13 protein-coding genes and 1 pseudogene are annotated in these 18066 nt (G+C 63.3%); 13 read left to right on the top strand and 1 reads right to left on the bottom strand.

Annotated features, from left to right (window positions below; translation table 11 throughout):
• Nucleotides 1-235 precede the first annotated feature (235 nt).
• Nucleotides 236-1357 (top strand): CaiB/BaiF CoA transferase family protein, encoded by a 1122-nt coding sequence (locus AC07PQ_RS03890; RefSeq protein ID WP_493184395.1) that lies wholly within the window; start codon nt 236-238, stop codon nt 1355-1357.
• 81 nt (nt 1358-1438) lie between these two features.
• Here the strand turns inward: AC07PQ_RS03890 and AC07PQ_RS03885 are convergent, their stop codons facing one another.
• A complete protein-coding gene (locus AC07PQ_RS03885) occupies nt 1439-2452 on the bottom strand; it encodes an AraC family transcriptional regulator (protein WP_007929251.1) in 1014 nt (337 codons plus the stop codon).
• A gap of 113 nt (nt 2453-2565) precedes the next feature.
• On the opposite strand from AC07PQ_RS03885, the gene AC07PQ_RS03880 reads away from it, so the two are divergent.
• From AC07PQ_RS03880 to AC07PQ_RS03825, 12 genes and pseudogenes are all read left to right on the top strand, one after another.
• Nucleotides 2566-3750 carry a lipid-transfer protein gene (locus AC07PQ_RS03880; RefSeq protein ID WP_007929252.1) on the top strand — a complete coding sequence of 395 codons (1185 nt, stop codon included), beginning with the start codon at nt 2566-2568 and terminating at the stop codon, nt 3748-3750.
• A 10-nt stretch (nt 3751-3760) separates the two neighbouring features.
• Entirely contained in the window at nt 3761-4201 is a 441-nt protein-coding gene (locus AC07PQ_RS03875) for a MaoC family dehydratase N-terminal domain-containing protein (protein ID WP_007929253.1), read from the top strand.
• Nucleotides 4202-4213: 12 nt separating this feature from the next.
• Complete coding sequence (locus AC07PQ_RS03870) at nt 4214-4636, top strand: MaoC family dehydratase (RefSeq protein WP_007929254.1); 423 nt, start codon at nt 4214-4216, stop codon at nt 4634-4636.
• Nucleotides 4637-4669: 33 nt separating this feature from the next.
• Complete coding sequence (locus AC07PQ_RS03865; protein WP_007929255.1) at nt 4670-5503, top strand: SDR family NAD(P)-dependent oxidoreductase; 834 nt, start codon at nt 4670-4672, stop codon at nt 5501-5503.
• A gap of 315 nt (nt 5504-5818) precedes the next feature.
• The gene (locus AC07PQ_RS03860; protein WP_493184396.1) at nt 5819-7252 is read left to right on the top strand and encodes a coniferyl aldehyde dehydrogenase; all 1434 of its coding nucleotides are present in this window, start codon (nt 5819-5821) and stop codon (nt 7250-7252) included.
• Nucleotides 7253-7263: 11 nt separating this feature from the next.
• The gene (locus tag AC07PQ_RS03855; protein WP_493184397.1) at nt 7264-8880 is read left to right on the top strand and encodes a GMC family oxidoreductase; all 1617 of its coding nucleotides are present in this window, start codon (nt 7264-7266) and stop codon (nt 8878-8880) included.
• A 269-nt stretch (nt 8881-9149) separates the two neighbouring features.
• Entirely contained in the window at nt 9150-10826 is a 1677-nt protein-coding gene (gene phaC / locus AC07PQ_RS03850) for a class II poly(R)-hydroxyalkanoic acid synthase (protein WP_007929265.1), read from the top strand.
• 106 nt (nt 10827-10932) lie between these two features.
• Nucleotides 10933-11124: pseudogene (locus tag AC07PQ_RS03845) on the top strand (poly(3-hydroxyalkanoate) depolymerase); the annotation flags it as partial.
• 29 nt (nt 11125-11153) lie between these two features.
• Entirely contained in the window at nt 11154-13874 is a 2721-nt protein-coding gene (locus tag AC07PQ_RS03840; protein WP_493184398.1) for a winged helix-turn-helix domain-containing protein, read from the top strand.
• A 162-nt stretch (nt 13875-14036) separates the two neighbouring features.
• Entirely contained in the window at nt 14037-15179 is a 1143-nt protein-coding gene (locus AC07PQ_RS03835; protein ID WP_493184399.1) for an acyl-CoA dehydrogenase family protein, read from the top strand.
• A 94-nt stretch (nt 15180-15273) separates the two neighbouring features.
• Entirely contained in the window at nt 15274-16833 is a 1560-nt protein-coding gene (locus tag AC07PQ_RS03830; protein ID WP_493184400.1) for a long-chain-fatty-acid--CoA ligase, read from the top strand.
• Nucleotides 16834-16835: 2 nt separating this feature from the next.
• The gene (locus tag AC07PQ_RS03825; RefSeq protein ID WP_493184401.1) at nt 16836-17786 is read left to right on the top strand and encodes an MBL fold metallo-hydrolase; all 951 of its coding nucleotides are present in this window, start codon (nt 16836-16838) and stop codon (nt 17784-17786) included.
• Nucleotides 17787-18066 lie beyond the last annotated feature (280 nt).

Raw genomic sequence — 18066 nt, 5'->3', positions numbered from 1 at the left:
CCGCGCGTGCCGGTCAATGTGCGGCAGGACGCCAGGTCCGGTGACATGAGCCTGGTTGCAGGGGCGGCGAGGTTTAATGCAACAGGATCGGGATGTTCGGCTATTTGCTGTTCCTCGCCCGCCCCATAGGCTTTCCTCTCGTAACGATACGTGCTCTGCCCACGAGCCAAAGGCGGGAGGGCGGTGCCGGCAAGATCACCAAGAACGTGTCGTGATTCTTGATGGGGGAAAAGTGATGGGACCACTGGCTGGACTTAAAATCGTCGAGTTCGAAGGGATAGGCCCGGGGCCGTTGGCGGGGATGCTGCTCGCCGACATGGGCGCCGAAGTCACGGTGGTCGCCCGCAAGGGGGGCGTCGCTCTGGCGAAACAGCTGGGGGGCGACGTCGGCCTGGATATCCTCCAGCGCGGCAAGCACCGGATGGTCATCGATCTCAAGCAGCCGGAAGGCGTCGCGCTGGCCCTGGACCTGCTGGCCCAGGCCGACGCCCTGATCGAGGGCAACCGCCCTGGCGTGATGGAGCGCCTTGGGCTGGGGCCCGAGCAATGCCTGGCGAAGAACCCGCGCCTGATCTACGGTCGCTTGACCGGCTGGGGGCAGGACGGCCCTCTGGCTCAGGCCGCCGGGCATGATCTGAATTATCTCGCGCTGACCGGCCTGCTCGGGCTGACGGGTGGCCGCAGTGTGCCGCCACGTCCTCCGGCGACTTTGGCGGGGGATGCCATCGGAGCACTTGGCATGGCCTTTGGCATCGTTTCGGCGGTGTTCGAGGCACGTAATTCCGGCAAGGGGCAGGTGGTCGATACTGCAATCGTCGATATGGTTGCCGTGCTCGGTTCGATTGCCCATTTCATCCATGCCGCAGGGCAGATCGGTGGCCCGCGCCCCAGCGCGTTCTACGACTCGCCGTTCTACGATCTGTTCCAGTGCGCCGACGGCGAATGGATCTCCTTGGCGCCGCTGGAGCCGCAGTTCTACGCGGAGCTGGTGGGGCGGCTGGAGTTGGCCGATGTCTTGCCCGCAGCGCAGTACGATCTTGTGCATTGGCCAGCGCTGAAGGAGCGCCTGACCCTGCTGTTCGGCAGCCAGCCGCGTGCCCACTGGTGCGCCCTGCTCGAAGGCAGCGATGCATGTTTCGCTCCCGTGCTTTCGCCCAGTGAAGCCGCCGTCCATCCACACAATGTCGCGCGTGGGATTTTCCAGGTCGAGCCGGTCATTCAGGCCAATCCGGCGCCGCGCTTCTCGCGAACGCCCGGCACGGTCCGTCATGTCGACAGTCGGGAGCCGGCGCCGCTGCTGGCCACTGTGGCAGCGCAACGGCTGGAGCGATTGCGTCAGGCGGGTGTACTGGCCTGAGGCTTCTGCGCCGTCTCTTCCAGGGAAAGGGCACCGTGAAAAGAACAAGTCCGCTCGAGGAGCGGGCTTGTTATCAGGCCATCAGCAGCCCTTGCGAACCTGTCCCGGGGTCAGTCCGGTCCAGCGCTTGAATGCGCGCTGGAAGCTGGCGCTGTCGGCGAAGCCGAGTTCCTCGGCCAGCGCCGGGGTGGAGAGCGTACTGGTTTTCAGGCGGTAGGTCGCCCAGTCGCGACGCAGGCTCTCGCGGATGTTCTGGAACGAGGAACCTTCCTGGGACAGGTGGCGCTGCAGCGAACTTGCCGAGCAGTGCAGGGCGGTACTGGTCTGCTCCAGGTCGGGCCAAATGGAGTGGCGTGCGCGCTCTTCCCGCAAATAGGCGCGCACCCGGTCGCTGACGCGGGTGGGTATGGCCGGCACCAGCAGGTCGAGCAGCGCCTTGTCCAGGTAATCGTCCAGATGGGAGCTGTCCCGGCGCACCGGCGCTTGCAGGGCGACTGAATCGAAGCAGATGGTCGAGCAGGGCATACCGAAACGCAGCACGGTGGGGAAGAGTTTCCGGTAGGACCCGATGGACTCGGACTGCGCGAACGCCAGGTCGATCCCCACGGGGCGCAGATTGCCGCCTTCCAGCCAGGCCATGACGCGCCAGAGCAGGCGCAGCAGCAACACGTGGGCGAATTGCCGGGACCGCACCTGCTCGCTGATGAAGTGCAACTCGACCCGCAGGTGACGCCCGTCGTCTACCAGCAGCGGGTTGAGGTCATCTTGCAGCAGCCGCAACGTATGGGTGAATTCGTGCAAGGCAGCGGCCAGGGTGTTGCCTGTGAGGGCCGAACGCATCATCAGCAGGAAGCTGCCGCGACGCAGCTTGCGCGAGAACAGCGCGACACCTTCGTCATCCAGCCCTTTGATGGTCTTGCGCAGCAATGTGACGTACTGGTCGACGGTGACATGGTGCTCAAGGTCCTGGGGCTGCTGTGGGTCGATGCCCGCGTCGCGCAGGAAACCCTCGATCTCGTAACCCCGCTCACGGGCAGCGGCGAGCAGGGAAGAGACAAAGATGGAAGCGAAGACGACAGGGGTTGGATTCGACATTGGTGGATTCTGCAAGACATTTGCGGCGCCACGACATTGGCGGTTTTTGGGATGGCCATAACATTAAGCCTACAAAGCCACACCTTGTCGCCACTTAAATCAGGAACGACGCTATGAGCCGCAATGTCTATGTGATCGGGGTCGGCATGATCCCTTTCGTCAAGCCGGGCGCCAACGCTCCCTATCCGCAAATGGCAGCCACCGCCCTGCGTGCCGCGTTGGCCGATGCCGGCGTGGGCTACCCGCAGGTTGAACAGGCCTATGTCGGCTACGTCTATGGCGACTCCACCTCAGGCCAGCGCGCACTGTACGAAGTGGGCATGAGCGGGATCCCGGTGATCAACGTCAACAACAACTGCTCCACGGGCTCCAGCGCGTTGTTCCTGGCCAACCAGGCCGTTCGCAGCGGGTCGGCGGAGTGCGCCCTGGCGCTGGGCTTCGAACAGATGAGCCCAGGGGCGCTGGGCACGCTGTTCGATGACCGGCCCAGCCCTTTCGAACACTTCGATCGGACCACCGGTGAGCTGGTCGGGCAGGCCAACGTCCCGATGGCGCTGCGCTATTTCGGTGGTGCCGGTCAGGCACACATGCAGGCGTTCGGCACCCGCCTGGAAACCTTTGCCAAGATCCGCGCCAAGGCCAGCCGCCACGCCGCCAACAACCCGATGGCGCTGTTTCGCAATGTGCTCAGCGTCGAGGACGTCATGAACTCACCGGTGGTCTGGCCCGGCGTAATGACCCGATTGATGGCCTGCCCGCCGACCTGTGGTGCCGGTGCGGCGATCCTCTGCTCGGAGGACTTCCTCAAGCGTCACGGCCTGAAGGGAACCGTGCGGATTCGTGCGCAGTCCATGACCACCGATACGCCGAAGACCTTCGCTGCGCATGACATGCGTGAAGTCGTCGGTTTCAGCATGGCCAGGACTGCCGCGCAGAAAGCCTACGAGGTGGCCGGAGTCGGTCCGCAAGACATCCAGGTGGTCGAACTGCACGATTGCTTCGCCCACAACGAGTTGCTCAGCTACGAGGCCCTGGGCCTTTGCCCGATCGGTGGGGCAGAGCGTTTCGTCGAGGACGGCGACAACACCTATGGCGGCAAGTTTGTCACCAACCCCTCCGGTGGGCTGCTCTCCAAGGGGCATCCGCTGGGCGCCACCGGCTTGGCCCAGTGCACCGAGCTGGTCCAGCAACTGCGTGGCCAGTGCGGCCCGCGTCAAGTGGAGGGCGCGCGTCTGGCCCTGCAGCACAACCTGGGGCTGGGCGGCGCATGCGTCGTCACCCTCTACGAAAAAGTCTGAGGAGCCACAGATGATCGACAAGAAGTGGATCGGCCATGAACTGGCCGCCACCACGCTAATGCTCGAACGTGGGCGCCTGCGCGCTTTCGCCCGGGCCATTGGTGAAACCGACCCGCTGTATACCGACCTCGCTGCCGCCCGGGCTGCCGGCCATGCCGACCTGCTGGTGCCGCCGACCTTCCTGTTCGGCGCCGAGCTGGATGCCGGCACCCTGGACTGCATGCTGGCGGACCTGGATATCCCGATTGCGAAGATTCTCCATGGCGAACAGAGCTTCGATTACCACAAGCCGGTGTGCGCTGGCGAAACGGTCACCGTGAAATCGCGAATCGCCGATATTTTCGAGAAAAAGAACGGTGCCCTGGAGTTCCTGGTCAAGACCTCGCACATCCACAACGACAACGCTGAGTTGGTCGCCGAGTCGCGCACTGTGCTTGTGGTTCGCCACTGAGGAGTTCCAGTCATGAATAACGCATTGCAAAACGCGCAGGTCGACGACCTGCTGCCCACGCTGACGCTGGCAGCGGTCGACCGCGTCACGCTGGCGCTGTTCGGTTGTGCCTCGGGCGATCTCAATCCGATCCATCTCGATGTGGACTTCGCCCGCAAGGCCGGCATGCCGGACGTGTTCGCCCACGGCATGCTGAGTATGGCCTGGCTCGGTCGCCTGTTGACCAACTGGGCTCCACAAAGCCGGTTGCGCAGTTTCGGCGTGCGCTTCCAGGGCCTCACTCATCTGGGCAACGTCATCACCTGCCAGGGCAGGGTGAGCGAGATTGTCGAAGTCAATGGCGAACGTTGCGCCAGGGTCGAGGTGTCCACGAGCAACCAGTACGGCCAGATCAAGATCGTAGGCGACGCGTTGATCGCCATAGCCATCGGTTAAGCACATTTTCCAAACTTTTCGCAGGATAGACAGATGAGCAAGAAACTCGAAGGTAAAGTCGCCTTGATTACCGGTTCCGGTCGTGGCATCGGCCGCGCCATTGCCTTGAAGCTGGCTGACGATGGTGCCCGGGTAGTGGTCAACGACCTGGACGCCGGTCCGGCGCAGGAAGTGGTGGAGGCTATCCAGGCCATCGGCGGCGAAGCTGTCGCCTGTGTCGGCAGCGTTTGCGCGCCGGACTTCGCCGAGCGTTTCGTCGGTACGGCGGTCGAGCACTACAAAGGGCTGGACATCATCGTCAATAACGCGGGCTACACCTGGGACAGCGTCATCCAGAAAATGACCGATGAGCAGTGGTACGCCATGCTCGACGTGCACCTCACCGCTCCCTTTCGCATTCTGCGCGCGGCGCAGCCGGTCATCCGCAATCTGGTCAAGGCCGAGCAGGAGGCCGGGGTTCGCACGATGCGCAAGGTGGTCAACATCTCCTCCGTCGCCGGCCTGTTCGGTAACGCCGGGCAAGCCAACTACGCCACTGCCAAGGCCGGGATCACCGGCATGACCATGACCCTGGCCAAGGAATGGGGGCGCCTGAACACCACCGTCAACTGCGTGGCCTACGGTTTTATCAAGACCCGCCTGACCGAGGCCAGCGCCGACGGCAACGCCACCGCCGAGATCGAAGGCCGCGAGATCAAGGTCGGCATCAACCCCGACCTGATGAGCATGCTCGAGCGCAGCATTCCGCTGGGGCGCGCCGGTACCCCGGAGGAAGCCGCCGGCTCGGTGTACCTGTTCTGCATCCCTGAGTCCGACTACGTCAGCGGCCAGACGCTGATCTGCAGTGGCGGCCTGACCGGGATGTAGGCGCACCAGAGCGTTGCGCTACGAGAAGAACTCCAACTGGGAAGGCAAGCAGGTGGATATGCAGCTTGAAGCGAAGAGGCGACTACCGAACGCACAGCGATGAATCGAATGCCGCCTTCCAGGGCGGCATTCTGGTTTTCCAGGCGCCGGTTTTCTTGGGCGCGGCCGACGGCGGTGAGGTTCAATGCAATAGCTTTGGGGCTTACGGCTATTTGCAGCCAGTTGCCTCGGTCATACGCTGTTCTCTCGCAACGATACCCGGGTGTCGGTACGCCCGAGCAGTGTTGGCAGTCTTCAAATGAGGGGACCCGAAGCATGATCCATGAGACGGCCGCCCAGCGTGTGGCCCGTGTATTCGATACTCAGCGTGAGACTTTCCGCGCTCGGACACAGCCCTCGCTGGCCGAGCGAAAGGCCAGGCTACGTGCGCTGCGGACCCAGTTACAGCGTTATCAGGACGCCATAGTCGCCGCGATGAGCGCCGATTTCGGCCACCGTTCTGCGGTCGACACCAAGTTCCTGGATCTGATGGGCTGCATTCTGCATATCAACCATACCCTCAGGCATCTGCGTGGCTGGATGAAGCCGAGCTCACGCCGCACGGAGCTGCTGTTCAAAGGCAATCAATTGTCGGTGGAGTACCAGGCCAAGGGCGTGGTGGGCGTCATTTCGGCCTGGAATTTCCCGATTTACATCGCTGTCGCCGGGTTGGTCACTGCACTTGCTGCCGGCAATCGGGTGATGCTCAAGATGTCCGAGTTCAACCCGCACACCAACGATGTCCTGAAGCGCCTGCTGGCGGAGATATTCGACGAGCAGGAAGTGGCCCTGGTCGGCGGCGAGCTCGAAGACCCCGGTTTCTTTTCCTCGCTGCCGTTCGATCACATCATCTTCACCGGATCTCCCGGGGTAGGGCGGCTGGTGATGCGGGCCGCCGCGGCCAACCTGACGCCGGTGACCCTGGAACTGGGTGGCAAGTCACCCGCCGTGGTGCTGGCCGACTACGACCTGGCCGATGCCGCACGGCGTATCGTGCATGGCAAGGGCACCAACTGCGGGCAGATATGCATTGCGCCGGACTACGTTCTGCTGCCACGGCGTGACGTGGAAGGGTTTGTCGACGAGTTGCATGCCCAGTTCCAGGCGCTGTATGGCGCACGGCCGGCGCTTAACGATGACTACAGCTCGATCATCGACGAACGCCAGTTCCAGCGCCTGCAGGGGCTGCTTGACGATGCGCGGTCCAAGGGGGCCGAGGTCAGGGTGTGTGGCGAAATCGTCCCGGGCCGCAAGATGCCGCTGCACGTGCTGACCCGGGTGACGCCCGAGATGCGAGTGATGCAGGAGGAGATCTTCGGTCCGTTGCTGCCGGTGCTGGGCTATGACGACCTGGCCGAGGCCATTGCCCACATCAATGGCGGACAACGTCCCTTGGCGCTGTACATCTTCTCCACCGACAGGACGAACGTCGACCGGCTGCTCAGGCACACCCATTCCGGCGGGGTCACCATCAACGATTGGGGATGGCATGCCCTCAATCATGGAGCGCCGTTCGGCGGCGTAGGAAATTCCGGCATGGGCAACTACCACGCCGAGGAAGGGTTTCGCGAGCTCAGCCATGCGCGCACTGTGTTCAAACGGCGTACCTGGTTTCCCACCCACCTGTTCCATCCGCCCTATGGAGGCCGGCTTCAGAGCCTGGCGCTGAGGTTGTACCTGGGCAGGGCGGATTCGAATGTGAAGCCTTAAGGAAGATAGACATGACCCAGAGTGTGTTTGATTACGTGGTGGTTGGCGGCGGCTCGGGCGGCTGTCCGGTCGCGGCGCGACTGAGCGAGGATCCGCAGGTCAGCGTGTGCCTGCTCGAGGCCGGTGGCAGTGACAAGAAGCTTCTGGTCCAGGCGCCACCCGGCGTGGTGGTGATGCTGCGCGAAGGTTTCCATAACTGGTCGTTCGAGACCGTGCCACAGCCGGGACTCAACGGGCGCAAGGGCTATCAACCGCGTGGCAAGACCTTGGGCGGGTCCAGTTCGATCAATGGCATGGTCTATGTCCGCGGCCATCGCTGGGACTACGACCACTGGGACAGCCTTGGCAACCCCGGCTGGAGCTATGATGAAGTGCTGCCGTACTTCAAGAAGTCGGAGAACAACGAGCGCTTCGGCGAGAACGAGTTCCATGGTGCCGGAGGGCCGCTGAATGTCGCCGAGCTGAAGTCGCCGAGCCCGCTGTGCGAAGTCTTCATGAGCGCCGCCCAGGCGCAGGGCATTGCGCGCACTGACGATTACAACGGTCGCGAGCAGGACGGCTGTTTCCGTTATCAGGTTACCCAGAAGAATGGCGAGCGTTGCAGCGCGGCCAAAGGGTACCTGTGGCCTGTCCTGGGTCGTGACAATCTGCGGCTCTACCTCAACGCGCCCTTCCACAGCCTGATCTTCGAGGGCAAGCGCTGCGTGGGTGTTCGTTACCATGACGGCAAGCAGATCCAGGAAGTGCGCGCGCGCCGCGAAGTGATCCTCGCCGCCGGTGCCTTTGGCTCGCCACAGGCATTGATGCTGTCCGGTATCGGTCCGGCCGAAGAGTTGACCCGGCTGGGCATCCCGGTGCTGCTGGACCTGCCTGGCGTGGGGCAGAACCTGCAGGATCACATCGACTACACGGTGCCCTACAAGGTCAGCCACCCGGAAGGCTGTCTGGGCCTCACCCTCGGCTCCAGCGTCAAGCTGGCCGCCGCCGCGGTGGAGTGGGCAGGCAAGCGCAGTGGCATGCTGACCACCAACTTCGCCGAGGCCGGGGCCTTCCTGCGTTCCGATCCGGCGCTGAGCAAGCCCGACCTGCAAATGGTCTTCGTCACCGCCGTGGTCGACGACCATGGCCGCCACCTGCACTGGGGTTATGGCTACAGCTGCCATATCGAGGTGCTGCGTCCGAAAAGCAGCGGTCGCGTGACCCTGCGCAGTCGCGATCCGTTGGACGCGCCGGTCATCGACCCGCGCTTCTTCGATCGCCGCGAGGACATCGAGCTGTTGATCCAGGCCGCGAAGATCCAGGCCCGCATCCTCGAGTCCGAGCATTTCGCGCGTTTCGGGGCGCAACTCATCTACCCCGTCGACTGGAACGACGATCGACAGATCGAGCAGGACATCCGCAATCGCGCCGATACCCAGTACCACCCGGTCGGCACGTGCAAGATGGGGCCGGCCAGCGACCCGCTGGCCGTGGTCGACGAGCGTTTGCGCGTGCGTGGCGTCGAAGGCCTGCGCATTGCCGATGCCTCGATCATGCCGAGCATCACCGGCGGCAACACCAATGCGCCGACCATCATGATCGGCGAGAAGGCCGCCGACATGCTCAAGGAGGATGCGCGCCGCCAGTGAAGCATCCGGCGCTTCGAGGCTGGCGGGTCGCCGCGTCCGCGGCGCCCGGCCAGGCTTCCCACCCTCGGGCTTGCCCCCGTCTTCATTTTCGAGGGCTGAGCCGCCCTGGCCATGCCCTGCGCCTGCGGAGGAGGAAAGCGATACCGCGTCATGCGGTTTGAGCTGCCCGGAGCAGGGCCGGCCCGCTGTCTATGGGGCAGAGTCCTTCCGGTAACCCGATCGATGCCCCAAGTCACTAGAGGGCGTTGTGCCAAGCATGGAGTGTCACAATGGACAAGAATGATAAAGAACTCTCCCGGCAGGCTGCGAAGTACACCTTGAGCCTGAATCCAGCGTTCGGCCCCCGCGGTCGCGATTTGCTCGGCAGCGCCCGCATGGTCCTGCGACACGTGTTCAGGCAGCCGGCACACAGTGCTCGGCATATGGCCGCATTCGGCGTGGAGCTGACGAATATCCTGCTCGACCGCTCGGCGCTGAAGCCGGCGTCGGGTGACAAGCGCTTCGACGACCCGGCCTGGCAGAGCAATCCCCTCTACCGTCGTTGTATGCAAGCCTACCTGGCCTGGAGCCGGGAACTGAACGACTGGATCACCAGCAGCAATCTCGGCGAACAGGACGCCGCCCGTGGCCAGTTCGTCATCGATCTGTTGGCTGGGGCGCTGGCGCCGACCAACACCCCGGTCAACCCGGCAGCGCTCAAGCGCTTCTTCGATACCGGCGGCAAGAGCGTCCTGAAGGGGGCCACGCACCTGGTCAAGGACCTGATCGAGAACGGCGGCATGCCCAGTCAGGTGGACAAGACGGCTTTTGAAGTAGGGCGCAATCTGGGAACCACCGAAGGTGCGGTGGTGTTTCGCAATGAGTTGCTGGAGTTGATCCAGTACAAGCCCCGCACCGAACAGGTACTGCAGCGCCCCTTGCTGGTGGTGCCGCCACAGATCAACAAGTTCTACCTGTTCGATCTGACGCCGCAGAAGAGTCTGATCCGCTACCTCCTCGACAGTGGCATCCAGACCTTCGCCGTTAGTTGGCGCAACCCGGGCAAGGCTCAGCGCGAGTGGGGGCTGTCCAGCTATATCGAAGCGCTGAAAGAAGCCGTCGATGCGGTGCTTGCGATTACCGGCAGCGCCGACTTGAACACCTTCGGTGCCTGCTCCGGAGGTAGCACCATGTCGTCGCTGCTGGGCCACTACGCGGCTCTGGGCGAGAAGAAGGTGAATGCCTTCACCCTGGTGGTCAGCATGCTGGATATACGCCCCGATACCCAGGTCTCGCTGTTCGCCGATGAGACGACCCTGGAGGAGGCCAAGCGCCGCTCCCACCAGGCCGGCGTACTGGAGGGCCGCGAGCTGGCAAAAGTCTTCGCCTGGATGCGGCCCAATGACCTGATCTGGAACTACTGGATCAACAACTACCTGCTCGGCAATGAGCCCCCGGCGTTCGATATCCTCTACTGGAACAGTGACACCACCAACCTGCCGGCGGCACTGCACGGCGAATTCATCGAGATGTACCAGATCAATCCGTTGGCCCGTGCCGGCGCCCTGGAGGTCTGCGGTACACCGATAGACCTCAGGCAGGTCACCAGCGACTTCTACTGCATGGCCGGGCTCACCGACCACATCACGCCATGGGACACCTGCTACCGCTCGATGCACCTGTTCGGCGGCCAGGGCGAGTTCGTGCTCTCCAACAGCGGGCATATCCAGAGCATTCTCAACCCGCCGGACAACCCCAAGGCCCGCTTCATGACGAGCAGCAGCCTGCCTGAAGAGGCCCAGGCGTGGCTGGAGAGTTCCAGCGAGCACAGCGGGTCCTGGTGGGGCCACTGGCAGACCTGGTTGCATGCGCGCTCAGGCAAGGGCAAGAAGGCCCCCGGCAAGCTGGGCAACAAGGCTTACCCGGCTGCCGAAGCCTCCCCCGGCACTTATGTGCATGGGCGCTGAATCGAGCGCGGTCGGGCAGGGGGCCGGCGTTGTAGCCGGCCTCCGATCCCAAGTGCCAGCCCCATGGCCCAGCGGCCCGGAAGGATCCCTGGAGCATGTCGCGACCCTGTTGTCTGATGACGATCCGCTCATTACGCTGGCCGACATGCGATTGCTGGCCAGGCGGATTGCCAATTCGCAGTTGCACGTGATCGGTGATGGCCACTTGTTCCTGATTGCCAGGGCGTAGATCGTTGCTCCGATCATCTCCTCTTTTCTAACGCAGGAGCGCTGTCGCGCTAAAATGCATCGAGCGTGACATGTATCATTCATTGGTTCGTCAGCCTTATGAAGTGCCCTAATACCATTCTCATCCGCACCAAATGGTCTCCGCCACGCGTCGACCCACGGGCGTTGCAGCGTGAACGCCTGCTGGAACTGCTCGAGGCCGGGCGCGAGCGCAAACTGACCCTGATCCTGGGGCCGGCGGGCAGCGGCAAGAGCACGCTGAGCGCGCAATGGCGGCAGCGCCTGATCCGTGCCGGTCATGACGTCGCCTGGTTCAACCTGGGGCCCGACGACGACGCGTTATGGGCGGCCTACCTGGTCGCCAGCCTTGGGGCCGCGGGGCTGGCGGTCGGCGACGAGATGATCGGCCTGAGTGAGCGCACGGACCAGCGCTCGCTGGAGATTCTGCTGTCGCTGCTGATCAATGCCCTCTACGAGCATCCGCGTTCCATCTGCCTGTTCCTCGAGGATCTGCATTTCCTTACCGCGCAGCCGGCATTGACGATGATCCAGCGCCTGATCGAGCTGGCGCCGGACAACTTTCATCTGCTGATCACCACGCGCCAGCGCCCGGCGCTTGGCCTGCTGGCGATGGGTATCAAGGGGCAGTTGACCCAGATCGATTTCTCCGACTTGCGGTTGACGGCCGAGGAACAGTTCAGCCTGCTCGAACTCAATGGTCTCGACAGCCTGTCCCCGAAGCAGCAACAGCGCCTGTATGAGCTGACTGACGGCTGGGCCGCGGGCTTGCAGATAGGGGTCCTGTCTCTTCGGCACAGCGGTGATTTCGAGCACAACTTCCGCGCCAGCCGCGATACGAACATCGCGGTCGACGGGGTGGGCATCGATGCCTATCTCGATGATTGCATCAGCCGCGTGCTGTGCCCCGAGCAAATCGCCGCCATGGTGCAGGTTTCGACCTGCCGGCGATTCAACCGCGAGTTGTGTGTGGCCTTGACGGGCAACCCCGAGAGCGTCGCGGTGCTTGATATCCTGCTCGAGCAGAATCTCTTCCTGTTGCCGATCGACCTTGAGGGGCGTACCCAGTGGTTGCGTTTCCACCAGATGTTTTCCGGGTATCTGCAGCGGCGCCGCGATGAGCTGCCGCAGCGGGAGGTGAACCGGATCAACCGGGCCGCCAGCCAGTGGTTCGCCGATCAGGGCCTATATGTCGAAGCCATTCGCCACGCCCAGGCGGCCAATGATCTTGCCGGCAGCGTGCAACTGCTGGCGCGGGCGGCGCGGGGCTTGATCAGCGATGCGCATTTCGCGCAGTTGCTGCAATTGGCCGACGAGTTGCCGCGCGAGGCCTGGGGCAGCCAGATCGATCTGCTCCTGGTGGTCGGCTGGGCCGAGCTGACGTGCAATCGCATGGAACGTTTCAAGGTGACGCTTGGCGCGATCGAGGCACACCCTGACGCCGGCAGGCCGGAGATAGAGGTTGAATTGCGGTTGTTGCGTGGCATGTATCTGCTGCGGCGCGACGACACAGCGCACGCCCTGGCACTGCTCGAACCCTTGATAGCGCATCCGCCGAGCCAGCGCAGCTTTCATTTGCTGATGCTCTATACCCTGACCGGCATGGTGTTGCTCAAGGCCGGTCGCCCGGTGAGCGTGCGTGATCTGGTGTACAGCAAGCGGGGGTTGCTCAAGCAAGCGAAGGGCCCCAGGGCACGGCCTTTTTTTGATGCGCTGTGTGGCCTGAGTTTTTTTGTCCAGGGCGACATGAACCAGGCCCGGCGCGACCTCGAGGCCGCCATCGTGCAGATCACGCGCAACGTTTCGTTGGCACAGGATGCCGCCATCCTCATCAAGTCCACCCTGGCCTTGACCTGTTACCACCTGGACAGCCTTGAAGCCGCCGAGGGTTACGTCGAGCAATGCTTCGAAGTCGCTGAAGTCCTGGGAACGGCGGACTGTGTGCTCTTTGCTCACCTTGCCCAGGCGCATTTGCAATGTGCCGCGGGGAGGGTGGAGGCGGCTCATGGGACGCTTGAGCGACTCGGCGAGATCGCTGAAAACATTGGGCTGGACCGCCTTCAGGCGTGGCGTTTTGCGGAGCAGATACGCATTGCCTGCCATCAGCCGGATCTGCCGCGGGCCCGCGAGGCTTTCCGGCGGCTGAGCGTCCTGGCCATGCCCTATCTGGACAAGCGCGGTTGCGCCTGGGCCGAGATTCCCCTGGCCCGTGCCCTGGCGCAAACCGCGTTGGCCCTGGCTGAAGGTGATTACCGGTGTGCGTCGGAGGTGGGGGAGAACTGGGCGCTCATCTGTCAGGAGTGTGGGCAATTACAACCGGCTACGGTATTGCGGATCCGGGCCGCTATCGCGAGAACGCTCCTGAACGAGCCGGATGAGGCGCAGCGCCATGTGTCGGTGGCGCTGCGCAGCGCTTGTGAATATGGAATGTTTCGGGTTTTCCTGGATGAAGGGGCGCCAGGGCTGAGCCTGTTGCAATCGCTGCCGGACAAGGTGCTGACCCCGTTGGAGCGCGATTACATAAGGCATTGCCTGATGCGTGCCGCCGACTCGCAGAGCGTTTCCGGCGAGCTGGACGAGGGCGGCCGGGCGCGCCCGGGGGCAAGCGATATTCTCTCGCCGCGAGAGCTCGAGGTTGTCGGGCATCTGGCCCGTGGGCTGTCGACCAAGAGCATCGCCAGGGTCCTGGACCTGTCGCCCGGGACCATCAAGTGGCACCTGAAGAATATCTTCGGCAAGCTCGGCGCCTTCTCGCGCGAGGACGCGGTGAGCAAGGCGCGGCAAGCCGGATTGGTCGATTAGCGCGAGAGGTCGTCGCCCAGGGAGACTGCTCCGAACCGCTGGCGCGGTGAGCTGCGCACCCCTCCCGAAATGGGAGGGTTGCCAGGGGTGGTCTTGCGATAGGGTGCTGAAGAACGGCGTAGGCGAAACCGTGCCCGCCTGGACCTTTTCGGGAGCCACCTTTTGAGTATTCCACGTACCCTGTTCAGCGAAGAGCACCTGCAGTTCAAAGAATCCGTACAGCGTTTCATCGAGCAGGAGGTCTTGCCTCACTACGAGCATTACGAAGAGCAAGGCTTTATTGACCGCGAGATCTGGAAGAAAGCTGGCGCGGCAGGTTTCCTCTGCTCGAGCATTCCCGGGGAATATGGCGGCGTTGGTGCCGACAAGCTCTACAGTGTGGTCCTGTTCGAGGAGTGCATGCGTCTCGGGGTGGCCAACCTCATGGGGCTCAACCTGCACTCGGAGATCGTTGCCCCCTACATCCTGCACAATGGCAGCGAATACCTGAAACAGGCCTACCTGCCCAAGATGGCTAGCGGCGAGATGATCGGCGCCATTGCGATGACCGAGGCGGGTGCCGGCTCTGATCTGCAGGGCGTGCGTACCACTGCCGTGCGCGATGGCGACCACTATGTGATCAACGGATCCAAGACCTTCATTACCAACGCCATGCATTGCGACCTGGTGATAGTCGTCGCCAAGACCGATCCCTCGGCAGGGGCAAAGGGCATCAGCCTGTTCATCGTCGATAGCGCGATGCCCGGCTTCAGCAAGGGCAAGCGCCTGAAGAAAGTAGGCTTGAAGGCGCAGGACACCGGCGAGCTGTTTTTCGACAATGTCCGTGTGCCGGTGCATAACCTGCTCGGCGTGGAAGGTGGCGGGTTTGCCGCGTTGATGCAGGAACTGCCCTGGGAGCGCCTGCAGATAGCCATCAGCGCCGCGGCAATGGCGGAGACGGCGCTGGAGTGGACCACGGATTACTGCCGTGAGCGCAAGGCATTCGGCAAGGAGATTCTCGACTTCCAGGTCACTCGTCACAAGCTTGCCCAGATCAAGACCGAAGTGCAGATCGGCCGGGTCTTCATCGACCGCTGTATCGAGCTTTCTCTCCAGGGACAGCTGGATGCGGCGACCGCCTCAATGGCCAAGTACTGGCTCAGCGAACTGCAATGCCGGGTGATCGACGATTGCGTCCAACTGCACGGCGGCTACGGCTACATGTGGGAATACCCCATCACCCGGGCCTGGGCCGATTCGCGGGTGACCCGGATCTACGGTGGCACGACCGAGATCATGAAAGAGCTGATCGCTCGCACGCTGTAAGAAACCTCATGCATCAAGGCGGCAAGCGCCAGGCGCTGCCGTCTCCTGCCGAAAAGGCAAGGACAACAATAATAGCTGTAACCCAGGAGATACCATGTACTTCACTCAGCCCCTGCACCGTAACCTCCAGCGTGCGCCCACGCGCCTGATGACGATCTGCGGCGATCGCAGGCGCAGCCTGCAGCAATTTGTCGAGCGTGTGGCGAGGTTGGCCGGGGCGCTGCGTGAGCTGGGTGTCAAGCGCGACGATTGTGTCGCCATGCTGGGGTTGAACTCCGACCGCTACCTCGAATACTGCTTCGCCGTACCTTGGGCCGACGCCGTCCTCAATCTCTGCAATACACGCTGGAGCGCGGAAGAGAACGCCTATGCATTGAATGACTCGCAAACCTCGATCTTGTTCGTCGACGAGACGTTCAAGGATGTGGCCTTGCAGATGCGCGATCAGGTCGCTTCCCTGCGTCACCTTATCTACGTCGGCGAGGGTGCCACACCGGACGGGATGCATGGCTACGAAGCACTACTGGCCCAGGCGTCGCCCGTCGAGGATGCGTGTCGCGGGGGCGGTGCGTTGCTCGGTGTGTTCTATACCGGCGGCACCACGGGGTTCCCCAAGGGCGTGATGATCAGCCACAGGGCTTTCTGGAGCAGCCAGCTTGCTCTGGATGCCGAAGGGTTGGTGCCGCCGGAGGCGATCATGTTGCGCGCGGCGCCGATGTTTCATCTCGCCGACATGTCTACCGGTTATGTCGGCGTGCTCGAAGGCGTGACCCATGTGATTCTGCCCGCTTTCCTGCCGGACGAAGCGATGATGGCGATCCAGCGCCACGGTATCCAGGTGGCCATGCTGGTGCCGACAATGATCCAGTTGCTGATCAACCACCCCGAGGTGGGCAACTATGACCTTTCCTCGCTCCAGCACCTGGTGTACGGCGCTTCGCCGATTCAAGAGCAGACCCTGTGGGGGCTGCAGTCTTTATTGCCGCAACTGCAACTGTTCCAGGCTTATGGCCAGACCGAGATGGGCCCGATCGTTTCGGTGCTAGGTCCGGCCCAGCATACGGCGGCGGCCGCTGCCGCGGGCATGCTGCGTTCCTGCGGTCGTGCCACCCGGGCGGTGGAAGTCCGGATTGTCGATGGCGATGGTCGCGAGGTGCCGCGTGGCAGCGTCGGCGAGGTGGTGGTACGGGGTCCGAACATGATGAGTGGTTACCTGAACAACCCCGGCCAGACCCAGGCAGCCCTGCCGGGCGATGGCTGGCTACGCACCGGCGACGGGGCCAGGATGGACGAAGAGGGCTATATCTTCATTGTCGATCGCTTGAAGGACATGATCGTCACCGGGGGCGAAAACGTCTTTTCGGCTGAAGTCGAGAATGCCCTGAGCAGCCATCCGGATGTCGCCATGTGTGCAGTGGTCGGGATTCCCAGTACGCAGTGGGGCGAGGCGGTGCATGCGGTGGTCGTGCTCAAGCCCGGGAGCGCGCCAGACGCCGAGGCGCTGATCGCGCATTGCAAGCAGCGGATCGCCAGCTACAAGGCTCCCAAGAGAGTGGAATTCCGTACAGCGCTACCGCTTTCCGGGGCGGGCAAGGTGCTCAAGAACGAACTGCGTGAACCGTTCTGGCGGGACAGCTCCCGGCATGTCGGTTGAGCATGGGCAGGATCATTGATAGGCGGCCTTCGCCAGCGTTCGAGTCCTTGGGTGGCGATAGTCGCCTGGGGGCTGGCACGGACAACACGATACTCACCCTGTCTGCATTGGAAGGCCCTGCCTGTCTGCATGACGGCGGCGTGGTGTTCGGCGGTACGCCGCGGGCGCAGTGGGCGCAATGGTTCAAGCCCGACAGCGACAACCTGATCGAGCTGGCCGGTCGGGTCCTGCTCGTTCAGGGGCGCGGGAAGAACACGCTGGTGGTCGCCGGCAGCGAGGCCCTGCTGGCACCGCCGCCTTTGATGGGGCATGGCCAGGAGCGTGTCCCTCGGGGACTGCTCGGCAGTCTGGCGCAGGTGGGGCTTGGCGAGGAGGATATCCACGCGGTCGTGCTTGCCCATTTACGCGTCGGGCCTTCAGCGCAACGGCTGGCGACGGCCCAGCAGGGGAGTGTGCCGCGGATCCTTTTCCCCAGGGCCCGTTACATCGTTTGCAAGCGGCAATGGCGTCGGGCGCGCCATCCGCATCCCGGGGACAGGGCCTCATTTCTTCCGCAGGTTCTGGCGCAGCTCGAATCCAGCAACCGCCTGGATCTGCTTGACGACGCTACCAGCGACTTCCTCGGCAGCGATTGGTGCTTCCACTTCAGCGATGGCTACACGCCAGGGCAACTGCATCCGGAAATCGCCATGCCGGGCGGCCCGGTCCTGTTCGCCGGGGACCTGGTTCCTGCGCGTCATTGGCTGCAACTGCCGCTCACCACGGGGTATGACCGTAACCCGGAACTGCTGATCGAAGAGAAGGAACGGTTGCTGGATTACGCGGTGGCCAAAGGTTGCCGGTTGTTTTTTGCCCATGACCCGCAGATTGCCTGCGCCAGCGTAATGCGGGACAGGCAATCGCAGTATGTTCTCCATGGTTGCTCGCCGTCCTTGAGCGGGATCGCCAGGTGATACCCAGGGGCGGTACCGGCCGGTCTGTCCGGTTGCCGACAGTACAGGCCGGCCGACGGGTGTCGGCCTGTGCATAGCACAGCTTTTCTCGGACCCTGAGCTGCCTGCGGCCTTGGCCGTCGGCTGGCATCATGTCAGGCGCTTGTGCGCCGACGCCGCTGGGGCCTGTTCTTGATTTCGCTATCCCTTCACACCTATCCCCCCCCCTCCCATTTCGGGAGGGGTAACGGCTATGCGCTCGCTGTTTACTGGAGGGGCCAGTTTCTAGCGGTCGAGCGGT

It is taken from the genome of Pseudomonas sp. GW821-FHT09E12, assembly GCF_059416085.1.
Note: the sequence above shows the minus strand (reverse complement) of the source record. Positions and strands in the feature narration are given on the sequence as shown.

What these genes read in the sequence shown, in the direction of transcription:
- AC07PQ_RS03890 (WP_493184395.1), top strand. Translation starts at nt 236, where the DNA reads ATGGGACCACTGGCTGGACTTAAAATCGTCGAGTTCGAAGGGATAGGC.
- AC07PQ_RS03885 (WP_007929251.1), bottom strand. Translation starts at nt 2,452, where the DNA reads ATGTCGAATCCAACCCCTGTCGTCTTCGCTTCCATCTTTGTCTCTTCC.
- AC07PQ_RS03880 (WP_007929252.1), top strand. Translation starts at nt 2,566, where the DNA reads ATGAGCCGCAATGTCTATGTGATCGGGGTCGGCATGATCCCTTTCGTC.
- AC07PQ_RS03875 (WP_007929253.1), top strand. Translation starts at nt 3,761, where the DNA reads ATGATCGACAAGAAGTGGATCGGCCATGAACTGGCCGCCACCACGCTA.
- AC07PQ_RS03870 (WP_007929254.1), top strand. Translation starts at nt 4,214, where the DNA reads ATGAATAACGCATTGCAAAACGCGCAGGTCGACGACCTGCTGCCCACG.
- AC07PQ_RS03865 (WP_007929255.1), top strand. Translation starts at nt 4,670, where the DNA reads ATGAGCAAGAAACTCGAAGGTAAAGTCGCCTTGATTACCGGTTCCGGT.
- AC07PQ_RS03860 (WP_493184396.1), top strand. Translation starts at nt 5,819, where the DNA reads ATGATCCATGAGACGGCCGCCCAGCGTGTGGCCCGTGTATTCGATACT.
- AC07PQ_RS03855 (WP_493184397.1), top strand. Translation starts at nt 7,264, where the DNA reads ATGACCCAGAGTGTGTTTGATTACGTGGTGGTTGGCGGCGGCTCGGGC.
- phaC (WP_007929265.1), top strand. Translation starts at nt 9,150, where the DNA reads ATGGACAAGAATGATAAAGAACTCTCCCGGCAGGCTGCGAAGTACACC.
- AC07PQ_RS03840 (WP_493184398.1), top strand. Translation starts at nt 11,154, where the DNA reads ATGAAGTGCCCTAATACCATTCTCATCCGCACCAAATGGTCTCCGCCA.
- AC07PQ_RS03830 (WP_493184400.1), top strand. Translation starts at nt 15,274, where the DNA reads ATGTACTTCACTCAGCCCCTGCACCGTAACCTCCAGCGTGCGCCCACG.
- AC07PQ_RS03825 (WP_493184401.1), top strand. Translation starts at nt 16,836, where the DNA reads ATGGGCAGGATCATTGATAGGCGGCCTTCGCCAGCGTTCGAGTCCTTG.